We start from the raw sequence: 17268 nt of genomic DNA on the forward strand, positions 1-17268 counted from the left end.
TGACCAGCCGCACCGGTGCTGGAGCCGGGCCCGGAGTCGGGCCCGGCGTCCCTGTCGATGCGGCAGGTCAGCTCGTCACGCGGAAGGTGGCGTCGCTGCGTCCCGTGGCGTTGGTGATCGGGTCGAGCCGCAGTTGGTAGGCGTAGTGGCGGATGTAGCGGTCGGGGTGGTTGTACGACTGGAACGAGGACCAGGTCGCGTCGGCGAGCCCGGCCACCTGACGGAAGGTGGCGTCGTCGGCGAACTGGGTGGTGCCGTCGTTGTAGGCCAGCTGGAAGTCGTAGTTGGAGTGGCGCAGGAAGTAGCCGGGGAAGTTCACCGACTCGAAGGAGACGGTGCCCGAGCCGGCGAGCCCGGTCCGCAGGCGGAACTGGGAGTCCTGCGCGGGGCTGACGTTCGGGTCGATGCGCACGTCGAAGTTGGTGTGCCGTACGTACCGGTCCTGGAAGTTGTACGACTGGAGCCGGTTGGCGGGGGTGTTGGGCCAGCGTGCGAGCACGCGGCTCTCCTCGGCGGCCGTCATGTTCAGGATCCAGCCGTGACGCTTCTTGTCGACGCCCATGTTGTAGCTGCCCGACGTCTGCTTCTGGTAGGCGGCGGGATTGGACGGGTCGGTCGTCAGGACCGGCATGTAACCGCCGCCGGAGGCGTACTGGTCGAGGTAGAGGGCCCACTTGTCGGTGCCGTTGAACTTCATCCACATCGGGCCCTCGACCATGGACCCGGTGAGGCCGATGCCGGACAGGTTGCCGAGGCTGGTCCACGTCCCGAGGATCGAGTTGCTGCCTTCGAGGGTGATCTGGCCGTCGCCGGACGCCCGTACGTAGCGGTAGCTGCCGATGCCGGAGGGGACCTCGATGATCTGGGTGTCGATGATCTCCTGGGCGCCGGGACGCTCGATGTAGGTCTGGGGCGTGGTGATCGTACGGAAGTCCGTGGTGCGGGCGTAGTAGATGCGGTGCTTCGTCACGCCGTTGAGGGGCACGTTGGTCGCCCAGTAGAGGACGTAGTCGTTGGTCGCGGGGTTCCAGATCGCCTCCGGGGCCCATGCGTTGCGGCCGTCGGGGATCGCTCCGGCGACGTTGAGCAGCCACGGCTGTGACCAGGTGACCAGGTCGGTGGACTCCCACACCACGAGGCTGCGGCTGCCGTTGTTGATGGACTGACTCCAGGTCTGCCCGCAGTCGATGCACAGGTCGGTCGCGATGATCCAGTACTTGCTGCCGTCGGGGGACCGCACGATCGCGGGGTCACGCACGCCCTTCGTGCCGACCGGGGAGCGCAGGACCATGCCCGAGCCGTTGAGGTCGTTCCAGTGCAGGCCGTCCGTGCTGTGCGAGAGGTACATCTGCTGGTTGGTCGACCCCTCCCCGGTGAAGTGCACCATCAGGTAGCCCGGGTCTGCGGCGGCTGCCCGCTGTGGTGCGGTCAGCGCCTGGCAGGTGAGGAGCAGACAGGCGGCGACCAATATCGTCGCCATCCTGGAGAGAAGACTGCGCATGTACGGGCCCTGTCTTTCTGCGGGTTGCCTCGAATTGCCCAAAGCCTTTTTGTTCGTGATTTAGAACAGAGACGGAAAATTCGGCCAGACGCTATAGGGATCATTAAGAAAGTGTCAAGAGGTCGGAAAGCCGTTGAGTGGCTCGCTGGTACGCGGACCGGCGGAAAAATTGTTCGACATGACGAACATCGTTCGAGATCTATTGACGAGGGCTTGTGAGCGAATCCAGACTCACGCAGCGCGATGTCATCCGGCTTGTCATCCGGCTTGTCATCCGGGCTTGTCATCCGGGCGGCACGTCGGCAACGTCGGCACTTCGGCCGAGGGCTCATGCCCCTCGTCAAGCATGTCTTTATCAGGGGATGTGGCAACGTCGGCACTTCGGCCGAGGGCTCATGCCCCTCGTCAAGCATGTCTTTATCAGGGGATGTGAACGCATGCACAGCGTCAGATTTCAGGGCCGCCGGAAATTCCGTCCGGGCGCTCTGGCCGCGATGTCGGCCGTCTCGCTGCTGTTCGGTGTCGCCGGCCCGGCGGCCCCCGCGCGGGCGGCGGAGATCACCGACGGTCTGGCCCTCTGGTACAAACTCGACGCCACCTCGGGCACCGTCGCGGTCGACGCCTCGGGCAACGGCCGCAACGGAACCGTCAACGGCACCGCGGGCTGGGCGGGTTCCGGCGAAGGGCTCACGTTCAACGGGTCCGACACCTACATCAAGGTGCCGGACAACATCATGAGCGGCATGAACGCGATCACCGTCTCGGTGGACGTGCGGATCGACGCCGCCCAGGCCACTCCGTACTTCCTCTACGGCTTCGGCAACACCAGCAACGGCGCCGGAAACGGCTACCTGTTCGCCACCGGCGACACCTTCCGCGCCGCCGCCGCCCCCGGGAGCTACTCCACCGAGCAGAACACCCGGACCTCCACCGCGCTGCCGCGCTCGGTGTGGAAGCACGTCACCTACACCCAGACCGGTACCACGGGCGTTCTCTACCGGGACGGCGTGGAGGTGGCCCGCAACACGTCGGTCACCACCACCCCCGGATCCATCGGATCGGGCATCACCACGGCCGACTACATCGGCAGGTCTCTCTTCAGCAGCGACAAGCTGTTCAAGGGCAGGATGCGCGACTTCAGGGTCTACAACCGCGCGCTGACGCCCGGCGAGGTCCTCGAAGCCAGCGGGAACACCACAGGTGTCGCCGAGGCCACCCATCCCTCGCTGAAGATCGCCGCCATCGTCGACGACGCCAACAGCAGGATCACGCTGCCGGTGAAGGAAGGCACGGACCTCACCACGCTCGCCCCGCAGTTCACCCTCGCGCAGGGAGCGTCCGTCAGTCCGGCCTCCGGCACCCCGCGCGACCTGACCGCGCCGGTGACGTACGAGGTGACAGGCTCCGACGGCGCGAAGCGCACCTGGACGGTCGCGGCGCAGATCATGCGCAGCCCGGTCCTCCCGGGGCTCACCGCCGACCCGAACATCGTCCGCTTCGGCGACACCTACTACGTCTACCCGACGACCGACGGCTTCGCGGGCTGGAGCGGTACGCAGTTCAAGGCGTACTCCTCCAAGGATCTGGTCCACTGGACCGACCACGGCGTCATCCTGGACCTCGGTCCCGGCGTCAGCTGGGCCGACAGCCGCGCCTGGGCACCGACGGCGACCGCGAAGAACGGGAAGTACTACTTCTACTACTCCGCCGACACGAACATCGGCGTCGCGGTGTCCGACTCGCCCACCGGCCCCTTCACCGATCCCCTGGGCAAGCCTCTGGTCGCCCGCGGCGCCTACGCCGGCCAGATGATCGACCCGGCCGTCTTCACCGACGACGACGGCCAGTCGTATCTCTACTGGGGCAACGGGCACGCGTACGTCGTCCCGCTCAACGACGACATGGTCTCCTTCGACTCCTCGAAGGTCACCGAGATCACCCCGAGCGGCTACAACGAGGGCTCCTTCGTCATCAAGCGCCAGGGCACCTACTACCTCATGTGGTCGGAGAACGACACACGGGACGAGAACTACCGCGTCGACTACGCCACCGGCCCGTCTCCCACCGGCCCCTGGACCAAGCGAAGCGTGATCCTGGAGAAGGATCTCTCACTGGGCATCAAGGGCCCCGGCCACCACTCCGTGGTGCAGGTGCCGGGCACGGACGACTGGTACATCGCCTACCACCGCTTCGCCGTCCCCGGCGGAGACGGCACCCACCGCGAGACCACCATCGACAAGCTGGAGTTCGACTCGAACGGCCTGATCAAGAAGGTCGTCCCCACCCTGAGCAGCGTCGAGCCGGTCTCCAACGGAACGTCGCTGCCGACGAACACCACCCGCTCGCTCCAGTCGGTCAACTTCCCCAGCCGCTACGCCGTCGTACGGTCGGACAGCCTCGGTTACCTCGACCCGGTGACGTCCGCCGGCACCACGGCGGTCAAGCAGAGCGCCACCTTCACCGTCGTCCCGGGCCTGGCCGACGGAAGCTGCTACTCGTTCCGCGACACGTCCGGCCGCTACCTGCGCCACAAGGACTTCCGGATCCGCTTCGACGCGAGCAACGGCACCACGCTCTTCAACAAGGACGCCACCTACTGCGCCCGGCCGGGCTCGGTCACCGGCTCGGTCGGCCTGGAGTCGTACAACTACCCCGGCCGCTACCTCCGCCACTACAACTACGAGCTACGCGTCGACCCCTACGAAAACACCACCGGCTTCCGCGCCGACAGCTCCTTCATCGCGGTGAGCCCCTGGGCCTGATCCGTGGGGCCGTAGATGTTGGTGGCGTCGAACTGCGCCGGGTGACGGTGGCGGTGGCGGTGGTCTGGAGGTCTTACCTACCGGGCTTTTCCGCCCCGTACGTCCCTTCCCCCGCACGGCGCTCGCAGAGGTGGATCACCAGGGCATGTCGCCGTGACGGTTGCGGAAGGTTCCGGTCGGTCCGTCCGCCCCGATGGTCGCGAGTTCGACGATCGCGTCGGTGCCCTCGGTCACGGTCTGCGGCCCGCTGTGCGCGTTGAAGTCGGTCGCGGTGTAGCCAGGATCGGCCGCGTTGACCTTGATCTCCGGCCAGGATTTCGCGTACTGCGTGGTCAGCATGGTCACGGCGGCCTTCGACGCCGTGTAGAGCGGCGCGAGGTTACGTCCCTCGGCGCGCTCGGTGTCATGGGTCAGCGTGAACGACCCCATGCCGCTGGAGACGTTGACGATGACCGGGTGCGCGGACTCGCGCAGCAGGGGCAGGAACGCGTGCGTCACCCGTACGATCCCCACGACGTTGACCTCGAACACCGCGGCGGCGTCGGTGGCGGTGAGCTGGTCGGCGGGGACATGGGGCCCGAAGACCCCCGCGTTGTTGACGAGGACGTCGATACGCCCCTCGCGGGCGGCGATGTCGGCGGCGGCAGCGGCCACCGACGCGTCGTCCGTCACGTCGATCCGCACGAAGCGGGCGCCGAGCGCGTCGGCGGCCGCCTGACCGCGCTCCGGATCACGGGCGCCGATGAGGACACTGTGGCCGGCCTCGATGAGCCGGCGGGCGGTCTCGTACCCGAGGGACTTGTTGGCTCCGGTGATGAATGTTGTCGTTGTCGTCATGCGTCCACCCTCGGCCCGTGACGAGCGGACAACCAGTGCCCTCCGCGACGGTAGGACGGCCAGTACCAGGGACGACGACTGTCCGGCGGACACCGTGACTGAGTGGACGAGACCCTGGGCGCGTCGCGGCGTGGCACGACACGGGCACGGCGCTGCACCGCTGGCGCGACCGCCTTTCCCCCGCCGACGTCGGACTGACCTCACGGTCCGGACGACGGGCGGCGGGGGTGCGACGCGAGGAACTCGCCGCCGCAGCCGCCGTCCGGATGCGCGCGTCTTCCCGGCCCATCCGCGTCCTCCCCGCGAGCCTCCGGGCACGCGCCCTTACACCACAGCGCCTGAATCCCGGGCCCGCCCGCGTCGCTCCAGCGGACCGCGCGCCCCGCTGTTCTTGCCCCGCTCGAGGCGCACCGGCGGCGCCGGGCGGTTGCCCTCGAGCTGCACGGCGATCGGTACGGCGGTGAACACCGTCGATGCCATACCGATCACCACGCCGGCGATCAGCGCCACGGAGAAGTCCGCGAGTGAGTCACCGCCGAGCACTGCCAGGGCCGCCAGGATGAACAGCGCGCCCATGCCGGTGTTCACCGTGCGCGGCAGCGTCTGAATGACGGCCTTGTTCGCGGTGGTTTCCAGGTCCGCCGCCGGATCGCGGCGGCGCGCCTCGCGCACCCGGTCGAAGACGACGACGGTGTCATTGACGGAGTAACCGATGACCGTGAGCAGGGCCGCCAGGAAGACGCTGTCGACGGGCCTGCCGAGCCAGGCGAACAGGCCCACCACAAGCACCACGTCGTGCACCATGGCCGTCACCGCCGCGGCGGCGAACGTCCACCGGAACCGCACGCTGAGATAGATCAGCTGGGTCGCGACGGCGATGCCGAGCGCGATGAGCGCGTGCCGGCGCAGCTCGTCGCCGAGGCTCGGGCCGATCAACTCGTCCCGCTCGACGGTGACTTCACCGCCGCCCCTCGCCAGCGCAGTTCTGATCGCGTGCTGCTGGTCGTTGCTCAGCTCACCGGTGCGTACGGAGATGTTCCCGTCCCCCGACTCCTGCACCACCGCGCGCGGGAACCCGGCGTCCGTGACCGCCGTACGTGCCGCGTCCACGTCCACGGGCCTGCTGGTGCTGTACTCCACCAGGCGCCCGCCAGTGAACTCCACCCCGAACTCCAGCCCGCGCAGGCCGATTCCGGCGACGGCGACCACGATCAGCAGCGCGCTGACGCCGAGCCGGCGGCGCCGGTGGTGCACCAGACGGGGTGTGCGGCGCGCGAGCCAGGCACGCACCCGGCCGGTGGAGGTGATCCCGGTCAGCCAGGGCCGGCCCCGTACGAAGTTGCGCCGGATCGCGAAGTCGGCGAGGACCCGGGTGATCACCAGGGCCGAGATCATCGAGACGAGGACACCGATGGAGAGCGTGACGCCGAAGCCCTTGACGGGTCCGGTGGCGAAGAAGAAGAGCAGCCCGGCCGCGAGCAGCGTCGTCACGTTCGAGTCGACGACCGCGCTCCATGCCTTGTTGAAGCCGATGCTCAGCGGCTTGTCCAGGTGCGCCGAGACCGACTTCCGGGCGCGGACTCCCAGGTACTCCTCGCGGGCACGCTCGAACACCAGCACGTTCGCGTCCACCGCCATGCCGATAGCCAGGACGAACCCGGCGAGTCCGGGCAGCGTCAGGGTCGCGCCCAGAGCGACCAGTACGGCGTAGGAGATCAGCCCGTACAGTGCGAGCGCGATGGTGGCCAGGGCCCCGAGGAGCCGGTAGACGACGAGGATGAACAGCCCCGTCAGGGCGAGCCCGATGAGCGCGGCCTGGGTGCTGGCGGCGATGGCGTCGGCACCCAGCGTGGGGCCGACGGTGCGCTGCTCCACGACCTCCACGGGCACCGGCAGCGCACCGCCCTTGACGAGCGCGGCCAGATCGCGGGCCTCTTCTCTGTCGAAGCCGCCGGTGATCTGCGTGGAGCCGCCGGAGATGCCGACCTGGCACGCCACATCCGCGTTGACGGCGGGCGCCGACAGCACCTTGCCGTCCAGGACGATGGCGACGCGTCGCTCGGGGGCGCCCTGCGGGGCACAGGCCGCCGCACCGGTGACCCGTGCCCAGTCCTTGCCTGCCTGCCCGCGGAAGGTGAGGTCGACCGTCCAGCCCGACATCTGCTGCTGGTCGAGCACCGCCTCGGCGTCCTTGACACTCTCGCCGGTGAGGACGGTGGGCCCGAGCTTGAGGAACGCCCCCTTCTGCTCGGGGTCGGCCAGGACGCGCGAGCCGTCCCTGGCCGGCTCCCCCTTGTCCTTGTCCTCCTTGTCCTCCTTGTCCACGTCCTCGTCCTGCTTGTCCGTCACGCCCTGCACCGGGTGGACGGTCAACTGCGCGGTACGGCCGATGACTTCGGCGGCCTCGCGCGGGTCCTGTACGCCGGGCAGCTCGACGAAGATCCGCTGCCGGCCGGACCGGTACAGGCTCGGCTCGGACACGCCGAGCGCGTCGACCCGCTGGCGGAGCACCTCCAGGGCCCGCTGGGTCGATTCGGCATCGGCCCTGACCACGGGTGAGTCCCTGGTCTCCAGGACGATCTGGGTGCCACCGCGCAGGTCGAGGCCGAGGCGGGGGGACTGGGTGAGAGCGAAGAAGAGCGAGGCGGCGATCACACCTAGGGCGACGATCGCCCGCCACATGGGCGCGCGAGACATGAGTTCTCCACGATGGGCAGGCAGACGGAGTCGACGTCTGCCCCGGCCGCGGAGGCGACGGTCAGGCGTCGATACGGACTTCGGTGCTCCATCGGGACGGCGGGCCGCGCGGGCGATACGCGTGGGCGCCCCGGCTCGCCCCTGCGGCCGCGACCGTAACGGCCACGGCGGGACCGCCGACAGCGCGGTGCGGGGCCGCGTCCCCGGCGCCAGGGCCCAGGGAAGGGTGGAACGGGTACGGCAGGGCCTCGGCGTGGCCGAGCACGGGGCGCGCCACGGTGACGGGTCGCTGCGCGTCGGCGGTGGCGGACGCCTGCGCGGTCGCCACCGCGGCCGTGCCCGTCGAAGACGGGCGAGACACCGACACCGACTTGGCCGACACCGGCAGAAGGAAGGTCAGTATCGCGAGCAGCGACGCGAGCACGACGGCGGCCGGGCGCGTCGGCTGCGCACGGTGCTGCTGCACGCCTCTTGCCCCCCGGCCAAGTCGTCGTACGGAACCATCAGTCGACACTGCGAACCGACGGCTCCGCTCGCCCGGCCGTCAGTGACATGAACGCCGCCGGGCGTCCCGAGGTTCCCGCCTCACCGCAGGAATGGTGAATGTTGGTGGCATACAATTCGATGTACATCACCAATGTTGCGCGGGAGGCACGGTATGTCCGTGACCCAGATCGACATCGACGACGACGCCCTGGAGCGCGCCATGGCTCTGGCTCGCGTCCGGACCAAGAAGGAGGCGGTGAATCTCGCTCTGAACTTCTACGCCGAGCAACAGGAGCGTGCCGCGCGCATAAGCCGTCACTTCGAGCGGGCGCGTGAGTGGGGCGCCGTCGAGGACGCGGAGCGCCAGCACCAGGCGGAGAAGCACAGCCGGTGATCTATCTGCTCGACACCTCCGGCCTGGTCCGGCTGCTACGCGAACCCAAACTCCAATCGGCCTGGTACGACGCGATCGATGCCGGGGCCGTCGCATCCTGCTACATGCAGCGAACCGAGTTCCTGTACAACGCCCGGAACCGCCGTGAGTACGACGAGATCGCGGAAATGTTCTCCGACCTCTGTCCCGACGCGGCGGTGCCGAAGAACGCGGGGCGTTGGATCAGCGCCGTGCAACACCGGATGGCACAGGCCGGGGAGCATCGCAGTGCCTCGGCAGTAGACCTCGTCATCGCCGCTACTGCCGCCCATCATGGCCTGACTGTCCTCCATGACGATGCCGACTACGGCACCATCGCCCGGCACGCGTCCGACCTGACCGAGCACAACATCCACGACGTCGTCTGACGGGCCGGTCGCCGGCGCGACCCGGCAGCGAGGTTGCGGTGCTCGTCCTCGGGCCCAAGCATGGGCTCAGGAGAACAGCGGCAGAGCTCAGCGGAGAAGAACATCCCGGGAGGAGGACATGGGAGCCATGACGTTTCCTGCCCCCCGGTCCGCCGACCGTCGCGGGACAAGGCGGCGCACCCGACAGGCATGCGTGCGACCGGCATGACCGACGACGACCGGCCGCTGCGCTGTCTGGTCACCGGTGCCACCGGTTACATCGGCGGCAGGCTGGTGCCGGAGCTGCTGGCCGCCGGACATTCCGTGCGCTGCCCGGCCCGCGCCCCCGGCAAGCTGCGGGACCATCCGTGGTCCGGGCAGGTGGAGGTCGTGCGCGCGGACATGACGGACGAGGGGGCCGTACGCGCGGCCATGGAGGGCATGGACGTCGCGTACTACCTGGTGCACGCGCTGGGCACCGGCCGGGGCTTCGAGGAGACCGACCGGCGCGCGGCCGAGATCTTCGGTGAGCAGGCGCGTGCCGCCGGAATCCGTCGCATCGTCTACCTCGGCGGTCTGAGCCCCTCCGGAGTACCCGAGCACGCGCTCTCACCCCACCTGCGGTCCCGCGCCGAAGTGGGCCGCATCCTCCTGGCCTCGGGCGTGCCGACCGCGGTACTGCGGGCAGCCGTGATCATCGGGTCGGGTTCGGCCTCGTTCGAGATGCTGCGCCATCTGACCGAGCGGCTGCCCGTGATGGTGACCCCGAGCTGGGTGCGCACCCGCATCCAGCCCATCGCCGTCCGCGACGTGCTGCGCCTCCTCGTGGGCTGCGCCAGGCTTCCGTACGACGTGAACCGTGCCTTCGACATCGGCGGACCGGACATCGTCACGTACGAGGAGATGATGCGGCGGTACGCCGTCGTCGCCGGGCTGCCGAGACGTGTCATCCTCCCCGTTCCGATGCTCACCCCCCGGCTGTCCAGCCTCTGGGTCGGTCTGGTCACCCCGGTGCCGGGCGCCCTCGCGCGCCCGCTGGTGGAGTCGCTGAAGCACGAGGTCGTCTGCGCCGAGCGGGACATCGTCCGCCACGTGCCCGAACCTCCGGAGGGACCGGTCACCCTCGACCGGGCGATCCGGCTGGCTCTGCGGCGCGTGCGGGACGCGGACGTCGCCACCAGATGGTCCTCGGCGGCGACTCCCCGTGCCCCGAGCGACCCGCTGCCCACCGACCCCGACTGGGCGGGCGGGAGCCTCTACACGGATCACCGTGAGCGCACGGTCATGGCGTCGCCGCAGGCCCTGTGGCGGGTGGTGGAGGCGATCGGTGGCGCGAACGGCTGGTACTCCTCGCCGCTGGCCTGGTCCCTGCGAGGCCGGCTGGACACCCTGGTGGGCGGTGTCGGTCTGCGCCGGGGCCGCCGGGACGCGACCCGGCTGCGGATCGGCGACAGCCTGGACTTCTGGCGGGTGGAGGAGATCGAGCCCGGCCGGCTGCTCCGGTTGCGCGCGGAGATGCGGCTGCCGGGCCTGGCCTGGCTGGAGATGACCGTCGACCGGGACCCACAGGGGCGCACGGTCTACCGGCAACGGGCCCTGTTCCACCCGCACGGCCTGGCCGGGCACGCCTACTGGTGGGCCGTGGCCCCCTTCCACGCCGCGGTCTTCGGCGGCATGGCCCGCAACATCGCCGCCGCGGCCGAATCGGCCACCCCTGAACCGGCCCGTACACGCTGAGGGGGCGCGGGGAACCGTGCGCGTCTCGCCCAACCGCGTGGCGTTCCTTGTCGGCAGCCTGGCCGACGTCGACGCGGCCTGCGGGCTTGCGCAGAAGGGAGTCCCAGGCCGTAATGCGGCTGTTCCCATGGCGGGTCTCCTCGTCGATGGGAGTCGTCCGGCGGCCGGGTCGCGGATGCACACCTCCTGAGGTCCCTCCGCCATGGCGGGGCCGCCGGCCGTTGTGGCCGCGGCCCCGCTCGGGTGGGCCTCGCTCGGTGTACGGGTCAGGACGGGTCGCCGTACTGGAGGCCGCGTCCGTTGGTGCCGACGTAGACGCGGCCGTAGGTGTCGGGGTCGCCGGTGATGACGCCGACGCCGCCGATGGCGCCCCACTGGTGGGCCTTGTCGTTGACGCGGAGCCAGGTGGCGCCCTTGTCGGTGGAGCGGAAGACGCCGGTGACGTCCTTGACGGTGCCGATCAGGTACAGGGCCTGGTAGCCGGTGCCCGGTGCGGCCTTGCCGAAGCCGAGGGCGGAGGCGGACCGCACCGAGCTGAGCGTGGTGAAGGTGCGGCCGCCGTCGGTGGAGTGCAGCAGCCCCTTGTCACCGCCGGCGATCCACAGGTCCCCGGCGATACCGGGGACGGCGGTGAGCCGGCCGGAGGGCAGGTTGCCGGCGCGGGCGGTGAAGGTTGCGCCGCCGTCGGTGCCGGCGTAGAGCGTGCCGCCGTACAGCGAGTAGAAGGTTCTGGCCGAGGAGCGGTCGGCGACGACCACGGCGTCGGCGCCCAGGCCGCCGACCCTCGACCAGCTCGACCCGTTGTCGGTCGAGCGGTACGGGGCCTGGCCGGCCTGGGTCCAGACGATGGTGGAGCCGTCCGCCGAGAGTGCGACATGGCCGTCCTGGGCGCCGGCCACCGGCTCTGCCCTGAAGCCGTTCCAGCTGCGGCCGCCGTCGGTGGAGTAGGCGCCGTCCTGCTCGCCGCCGCGGCCGACGCGGACCATCAGCGCGGGCTTGGACTGGGCGAAGTCGATATCGGTGCTGTTGGCCATCATCGGGTTCGCCAGCCGCCCGGAGGGCACCTTGGTCAGGTCGTCGTGCCGGAAGCCGCCCTGGTCGCCCATGGAGGTGATGACGGTGGCGCCGCCGGGCGGGGCGATCGCGTCCATCAGCGCGGTCTCCTCCAGCCCTCGGGCCCCGCTGCTCCAGTGGCTGGTGCCGCCGCTGTCGGAGGCGCCCGCGTCCTTGCTGCGCATGATGCCGTTGCCGGTGCCGTACAGCACGTGCCCGGAGTCGAAGGGATCGATGGCCAGGGCGGTCATCCAGTGCCCGGTGTGGGTGCCGACGTAGGGGGCGGCGGAGGCGTCGCGCACCGACTTGTCGGCCAGTGCCTTCCAGGTCGTGCCGCCGTCCGTGCTGCGGTAGATCTCGTCCTCCGGCCACCAGCGGTCGAGGGTGGTGACCATCACCGTGGACGGCTTGCGCGGGTCGACGGCCAGACCGGAGAACCCGTAGGACCCCTGAGAGGGCGAGATGTTCTTCCACGCCCCACCGGCCGGTGTGTACTTCCACACCGAACCCGCCGTCACGCCGTTGGGCCCGAGGGCGTCGGTGTACGTCAGGTACAGCGAGCCGTCGCCGGAGAGCACGCCGTGCTGCGGCAGCCGGCCGGTGGGCTGCCCGGAGACGGCCTGCCAGGTACTGCCGCCGTCGGTGGAGCGGTACAGGGAGGCGGACCTGTCCGCGACACCGACGTAGATCGTCCTGCTGCCGGCCGGGCCGTACGTCACGAAGGAGATGCCCGCACCGCTGCTCGCCCCGTCCTTGACCGGGAACGACGAGACCTGCCGCCACGTCACGCCGTAGTCGGTGCTGCGCCACAGGCCGTTCTTGCGGCTGCCCAGCAGCAGGGTGCCGTGGTCGGCCGGGTCGATCACGAGCCGCTCGCCCGCACCGCGGCCGTCCTCGTTGCCGCCCACCTTGAAGGGGAGATCGGTGCGCTCGAAGGTGCGGCCCCGGTCCGTGGAGCGCAGGATCGCGCCGTTGCCCGCCCAGTCGTTGGTGTAGGTGCCCGCCATGAGATAGAGCCGCGTGGGGTCGACGGGGTCGGTCGCCACCGAGTCGATGCCCAGCAGGTTCCAGTCCTTCTCGCCGATCCAGTCGGTCAGCGGGATCCACTGCTCGGCCCCGGTGTCCCAGCGGTAGGCGCCGCCCATGTCGGTGCGCGCGTACAGCAGGCCCTTCTCCTTCTGGTTGAACACCAGCCCGGTGACGTAACCGCCGCCCACCACCTGGGCGTTCTTCCACACATACGGTCCTGCCGCAGCCGTGGTCTGCCCGCCGGCGGTCCCGGCCGCCGGGGCCTCGGCCACCTTCACCAGCTTCCATTGCTGGTTGGTGGTGCCCCGGCCCGGAAACTGGATGACCGCCGCGCCGTCGGCCGTCGAGCCCCTGGAGACGTCCAGGACCTGGCCGCTCCTGCGGGAGGTGAGGGTGACGGCGTCGGAACCGCTCACCTCGCTGATCTTCCACTCCTGGGCGGTGGAGGAGCTGTCGGTCTGCTGCTCGGCGGCGGCTCCCCGCGCGGTGGAATCGCCTGCTGTGCCCAGCACCTTGCCGCTGTTGCGGTTGACGAGCTCGTAGTAGCCGTCCCCGGTGGGCTTCAGCTTCCACTGCTGGTTGGCGGTGTGCTGGTCGGTCCACTGCTGGATACGGGTGCCGTCGGCGGTGGAGAAGCCGTTGACGTCCAGCACCTTGCCGCTGCGCACGGAAACCAGCTCGTAGTGGGCCGCGCTGTCGACGACGGTCGCGGCCTGTGAGTCCTCCTGCGAGTAGAGGAGATACGGCACAAGGACAGCGGGCACGCCGAGGAGCAGACCTGTGGCGGTCCAGCGACGGCGATGACGCCCGCGGCGCCCGCCGTTCGTGGGGTGGTTCATGAGCGGGGTGTTCTCCTTGCAGGCCGTTCACGTCAGAAAGCCGGATCCGGCCACCGGAACTGGCCGGATCCGCTTCTTTGTGGTCACAGGCTCTGCATTGGGTTGCCGCGAGCGGGGAGCTTTTTCTGGTCGCCTCGGGTGCGCCGGGCGTTGGTCGAGTCGCCTGGTGAGAGGGACCGGTGTTGCCCCTGGCCGTGCGCCAGGTCGCCGAGCTTGCCCGCGGCCTCGACGTTCGACTCGAACGGGAGTACCCGGCCTGCAGGACGCAGACCCACTGCAGGACGGAGACCGGCTGCACGACATGCGCCCCGCGGATGGCCTGCGGGCCCGGCCTCGCCCAGGTCGAAGTAACTCGCCCCCGCCCGTGCCGATCAGGCTTTGACGGTGCTCCGGCAAGGTGCCGTGCACAGCGTCGTTCACCAGAAGGATCGGTTGCGATCACCGACTCGGCCTGTTTATTATTACGACCATAATTCAATTGGCCTGGGCAACGTCGGGCCACGTCATCAGCGCTCTGGTCATCTCCCTCCACTTCACCGGGAACCTTCATGGACCTCTCCGCCAGCACCGCCCTCGTCACCGGAGCGAACCGGGGCTTCGGCCGCGCCCTCGCCGCCGAACTGCTCAGCCGCGGCGCCACCGTCTACGCCGGCGCCCGCAACCCCGACCAGATCGACCTGCCCGGCGCCAGGCCGATCGCGCTCGACATCACCGACCCCGCCTCGGTCGCGGCCGCCGCCAAGGCCACCGGCGACGTGACCGTCCTGGTCAACAATGCGGGCTCCTCCACCGGCGCCGACCTGCTCACCGCCGACCTGGACGACATCCGCCTGGAGATGAACACCCACTTCCTCGGTACCCTGACGGTGGCCCGTGCCTTCGCACCCCAGATCGCGGCCAACGGCGGCGGAGCCATGCTGAACGTCCTGTCCGGCCTGTCCTGGGTCAGCTTCCCGGAGCTCGGTGCCTACTGCGCCGCCAAGTCCGCGGAGTGGTCGCTCACCAACAGCCTGCGCGTGCAGCTCGCCGACCAGGGCATACGCGTGGCCGGTCTGCACGTGGGCTACATGGACACCGACATGGTCCGTTCTGTCGACGCGGAGAAGTCCGACCCGGCCGACATCGCGCGCATCGCCGTGGACGGCATCGCCGCCGGCGCCTACGAGATCCTCGCCGACAACGCGGCCCGCCAGGCGCAGGCGGCACTGTCCGGGGGCGTCTCGGTGCTCTATCCGCAGCTCCCCTGAGGCGCACCGGTCCACACTGGCCAACCGTCGGCGTGTCGGGTCTTGCCTGGTGAGCGACTCTCGACCTATTGCATTATGTTCGTAATGTAAATGGTTGGGTCGAGCGGTGGCTCGCCATCAGCTCGACCGAACGGAGCCCACGCCACGCCGCACAGTGCGGGCGGGGCCTGGCCCAGCCGATGCCGCTCCGACTGACAAGTCGGCGACACCCGCACCCCGCCACGCCCGACAGCCCCGTGGCCGCCGGCCGCGATCACGGCCACGCAAGCCCAACCCCTCCCGAAACGGAAACCACGCCATGAGCCAGCCCAGCACGATCCGCCTTGAGCGGACGACCCCGCGGACCGCCAGGATCACGTTCTCGAATCCTCCCGTGAACCTGGTGGTTCCCGAGTCGATCGTGACGCTGCACAAGATCGTCTCGGAGCTGGAGAACGACCCGGACATCCAGGTCGTCGTCTTCGCCAGCGAACTCCCCGACTTCTTCATCAACCACTTCGACGCCGCCGCGGCCGCCGACCTCCCCGCGCCCGAGCACGAGGACGACAACCCGCTCTGGACCGACATGGTCCTGCGGCTGACCAAGGCTCCGTTCGTCAGCATCGCGGCCATCCGGGGCCGTACCCGGGGCGCCGGCAACGAGCTGGCCCTGGCCTGCGACCTGCGCTACGCCAGCCGCGAGAAGGCGTTCTTCGGCCAGCCCGAGGTCGGCCTCGGCCTCGTCCCCGGCGGAGGCGGCGCCGAGCGACTGCCCCGTTCGATCGGCCGCGACCGCGCCCTGGAGGCGATCCTGACCAGCGCCGACTACGACGCCGACCTGGCGGAGCGCTGGGGATGGGTCACCCGCACCCTGCCCGACGCGGAGCTCGACGCCTTCGTCGACGCGACGGTCGCCCGTCTCGCCTCCTTCGACCGGCAGGCGATTGCCACCGCGAAGTCCCAGGTCAACCGGGCGACACTGCCGCCGGACGCCCACCTGGTCGCCGCCTTCGGCGAGTTCGCGGGCACCCTGACGCAGCCCGGATTCGGCGCGCGTGCGGTCGGGCTCGGCGCACTGGTCGCCGAAAAGGGCCTCGACGTCGAGTACCAGCTGGGCGAGTACATCGGCCGGGTCAGCGAAGCCCTCTGAGCGCCCCGGCCGCGCCCACGACTGACCGCAGCGCCCGACAGGGCGCCCGTGGGTGCCGCGCCCCGGGGGGCATCCCCACCCACCAGGGTTCCCATGGCGGCCGGGCACGCCTCAACGGCAGCCCGGCCGCCGCCTTCCGACCTGAGGGTCCCGCCGCACCCGCCGGGGTCCGCACACGGAAAACGCGACGGACAATGCCCCACCGCGCGCGGTCGTGACGTGCGCGTCGACCGTTCCCGCGTCCGGTGCCGTGACTTTGTCGACGGCACATGAACAGCTCCCCACAGCGGTGCAGTTCCCCCGCTGAGAGGGCTTCTGCTGTGATGCCGCACCAACGGCTCGGCATCGCAGCCTTCCGCGTGAGTGACCGACCCTCGGGTGGTCGGCCCTGCGTCGCCCGGTTGTGGTCAGGCTTCCGGGCTCCGTGCCGCCGGCTGCTCGCTGCTGTCGTGTGCCGCCGAGGCGAGAAGTCTTTCGCGGCAGACGTCGAGGATTTCGTCCGCCAGCGGAGAATCGTCCGGGCATGCCCGCGACAACATGACCGCGCCGACCGAGTGGGCGAGCATGTCGATCAGCGTGGTGCGGTCCACGCGCCGGTCCGCACCCCCCGGCGTGTCGCTCGGAGCCTGAAGGACCGTCAGCAACTGCTCGATCCCGGCGGCGAACTCTCCTTTGATGTCTGCCGGCTGACGTGCGGCGTCGCCGCTCAGGGCCGCGATGGTGCAACCGTCGCCGCGCCCGTCGCGATGCTCCCGGGATACGTAGCTCTCGACGAACTCGGCCGGGCCCAGACCTTCCGCCCGTGCCGCGATCTGCGAGAGCCCGCTCGCGGACGCTTCTGCCATCAGGTCGGCCTTGGAGCGGAAGTGCTTGTAGAACCCGCCATGGGTGAACCCGGCGGCCGCCATCAGCTCCGCGACGCCGACACCGTCATAGCCGCGCTCACGGAACAGCCTGGCGGCTGTCGCGACGATGTGCGCACGGTTCTGCTCCGCCTGTGCCTTGGTCACTCGCATGTCCAGCCGCCCCTTCCACGGTCGACACTCGTTGGTCAAGCATACATAGATGCCGATCGACATCTAAGGGCTTGACTTTTTAGATTATGAACGTCATCGTATTGCTCATCCCCACCGGAAGGCCCAACAGGAAGGCTCAGGCCATGAGCGATACG

12 protein-coding genes and 1 pseudogene are annotated in these 17268 nt (G+C 69.8%); 7 read left to right on the plus strand and 6 right to left on the minus strand.

Annotated features, from left to right (window positions below; all coding sequences use genetic code 11):
• Positions 1 to 67 precede the first annotated feature (67 nt).
• Positions 68 to 1501, minus strand: a complete 1434-nt coding sequence (locus ABZ855_RS26950) for a glycoside hydrolase family 43 protein (RefSeq protein WP_360811028.1) — start codon at positions 1499 to 1501, stop codon at positions 68 to 70.
• Between the two features lie 437 nt (positions 1502 to 1938).
• On the opposite strand from ABZ855_RS26950, the gene ABZ855_RS26955 reads away from it, so the two are divergent.
• A complete protein-coding gene (locus ABZ855_RS26955; RefSeq protein WP_360811030.1) occupies positions 1939 to 4263 on the plus strand; it encodes a family 43 glycosylhydrolase in 2325 nt (774 codons plus the stop codon).
• 135 nt (positions 4264 to 4398) lie between these two features.
• On the opposite strand, the gene ABZ855_RS26960 is transcribed toward ABZ855_RS26955, so the two are convergent.
• Entirely contained in the window at positions 4399 to 5100 is a 702-nt protein-coding gene (locus ABZ855_RS26960; RefSeq protein ID WP_360811032.1) for an SDR family NAD(P)-dependent oxidoreductase, read from the minus strand.
• A 152-nt stretch (positions 5101 to 5252) separates the two neighbouring features.
• Here ABZ855_RS26960 and ABZ855_RS26965 point away from each other — a divergent pair.
• Positions 5253 to 5348: pseudogene (locus ABZ855_RS26965) on the plus strand (transcriptional regulator); the annotation flags it as partial.
• A 76-nt stretch (positions 5349 to 5424) separates the two neighbouring features.
• Here ABZ855_RS26965 and secD read toward each other — a convergent pair.
• Complete coding sequence (secD, locus tag ABZ855_RS26970; protein ID WP_360811034.1) at positions 5425 to 7797, minus strand: protein translocase subunit SecD; 2373 nt, start codon at positions 7795 to 7797, stop codon at positions 5425 to 5427.
• A 61-nt stretch (positions 7798 to 7858) separates the two neighbouring features.
• Positions 7859 to 8263, minus strand: a complete 405-nt coding sequence (locus ABZ855_RS26975; RefSeq protein ID WP_360811036.1) for a hypothetical protein — start codon at positions 8261 to 8263, stop codon at positions 7859 to 7861.
• A gap of 192 nt (positions 8264 to 8455) precedes the next feature.
• On the opposite strand from ABZ855_RS26975, the gene ABZ855_RS26980 reads away from it, so the two are divergent.
• The 3 genes from ABZ855_RS26980 (at position 8456) to ABZ855_RS26990 (ending at position 10800) form a co-directional block, all read left to right on the plus strand.
• The gene (locus ABZ855_RS26980) at positions 8456 to 8677 is read left to right on the plus strand and encodes a type II toxin-antitoxin system VapB family antitoxin (RefSeq protein ID WP_360811038.1); all 222 of its coding nucleotides are present in this window, start codon (positions 8456 to 8458) and stop codon (positions 8675 to 8677) included.
• A complete protein-coding gene (locus ABZ855_RS26985; RefSeq protein WP_360811040.1) occupies positions 8674 to 9084 on the plus strand; it encodes a PIN domain-containing protein in 411 nt (136 codons plus the stop codon). The genes ABZ855_RS26980 and ABZ855_RS26985 overlap by 4 nt, the downstream gene beginning before the upstream one ends.
• Positions 9085 to 9273: 189 nt before the next feature.
• Positions 9274 to 10800 carry an SDR family oxidoreductase gene (locus ABZ855_RS26990; protein ID WP_360811042.1) on the plus strand — a complete coding sequence of 509 codons (1527 nt, stop codon included), beginning with the start codon at positions 9274 to 9276 and terminating at the stop codon, positions 10798 to 10800.
• 266 nt (positions 10801 to 11066) lie between these two features.
• On the opposite strand, the gene ABZ855_RS26995 is transcribed toward ABZ855_RS26990, so the two are convergent.
• Positions 11067 to 13721 (minus strand): RICIN domain-containing protein, encoded by a 2655-nt coding sequence (locus ABZ855_RS26995; protein WP_360811044.1) that lies wholly within the window; start codon positions 13719 to 13721, stop codon positions 11067 to 11069.
• A 548-nt stretch (positions 13722 to 14269) separates the two neighbouring features.
• Here ABZ855_RS26995 and ABZ855_RS27000 point away from each other — a divergent pair.
• Both ABZ855_RS27000 and ABZ855_RS27005 read left to right on the plus strand, forming a co-directional pair.
• A complete protein-coding gene (locus ABZ855_RS27000) occupies positions 14270 to 14968 on the plus strand; it encodes an SDR family oxidoreductase (RefSeq protein ID WP_360811046.1) in 699 nt (232 codons plus the stop codon).
• A 298-nt stretch (positions 14969 to 15266) separates the two neighbouring features.
• Positions 15267 to 16097: an enoyl-CoA hydratase/isomerase family protein gene (locus ABZ855_RS27005; RefSeq protein ID WP_360811048.1), complete on the plus strand. Its 831-nt coding sequence runs from the start codon at positions 15267 to 15269 to the stop codon at positions 16095 to 16097.
• Positions 16098 to 16504: 407 nt separating this feature from the next.
• On the opposite strand, the gene ABZ855_RS27010 is transcribed toward ABZ855_RS27005, so the two are convergent.
• On the minus strand, positions 16505 to 17176 hold the full coding sequence (locus ABZ855_RS27010; protein WP_360811050.1) for a TetR family transcriptional regulator: 672 nt from the start codon (positions 17174 to 17176) through the stop codon (positions 16505 to 16507).
• Positions 17177 to 17268: the final 92 nt, after the last annotated feature.

Origin of the sequence: Streptomyces sp. NPDC047042 (assembly GCF_040644035.1) — a bacterium.
Classification (GTDB): domain Bacteria; phylum Actinomycetota; class Actinomycetes; order Streptomycetales; family Streptomycetaceae; genus Streptomyces.

What these genes read in the sequence shown, in the direction of transcription:
- ABZ855_RS26950 (WP_360811028.1), bottom strand. Translation starts at nt 1,501, where the DNA reads ATGCGCAGTCTTCTCTCCAGGATGGCGACGATATTGGTCGCCGCCTGT.
- ABZ855_RS26955 (WP_360811030.1), top strand. Translation starts at nt 1,939, where the DNA reads ATGCACAGCGTCAGATTTCAGGGCCGCCGGAAATTCCGTCCGGGCGCT.
- ABZ855_RS26960 (WP_360811032.1), bottom strand. Translation starts at nt 5,100, where the DNA reads ATGACGACAACGACAACATTCATCACCGGAGCCAACAAGTCCCTCGGG.
- secD (WP_360811034.1), bottom strand. Translation starts at nt 7,797, where the DNA reads ATGTCTCGCGCGCCCATGTGGCGGGCGATCGTCGCCCTAGGTGTGATC.
- ABZ855_RS26980 (WP_360811038.1), top strand. Translation starts at nt 8,456, where the DNA reads ATGTCCGTGACCCAGATCGACATCGACGACGACGCCCTGGAGCGCGCC.
- ABZ855_RS26990 (WP_360811042.1), top strand. Translation starts at nt 9,274, where the DNA reads ATGCGTGCGACCGGCATGACCGACGACGACCGGCCGCTGCGCTGTCTG.
- ABZ855_RS26995 (WP_360811044.1), bottom strand. Translation starts at nt 13,721, where the DNA reads ATGAACCACCCCACGAACGGCGGGCGCCGCGGGCGTCATCGCCGTCGC.
- ABZ855_RS27000 (WP_360811046.1), top strand. Translation starts at nt 14,270, where the DNA reads ATGGACCTCTCCGCCAGCACCGCCCTCGTCACCGGAGCGAACCGGGGC.
- ABZ855_RS27005 (WP_360811048.1), top strand. Translation starts at nt 15,267, where the DNA reads ATGAGCCAGCCCAGCACGATCCGCCTTGAGCGGACGACCCCGCGGACC.
- ABZ855_RS27010 (WP_360811050.1), bottom strand. Translation starts at nt 17,176, where the DNA reads ATGTCGATCGGCATCTATGTATGCTTGACCAACGAGTGTCGACCGTGG.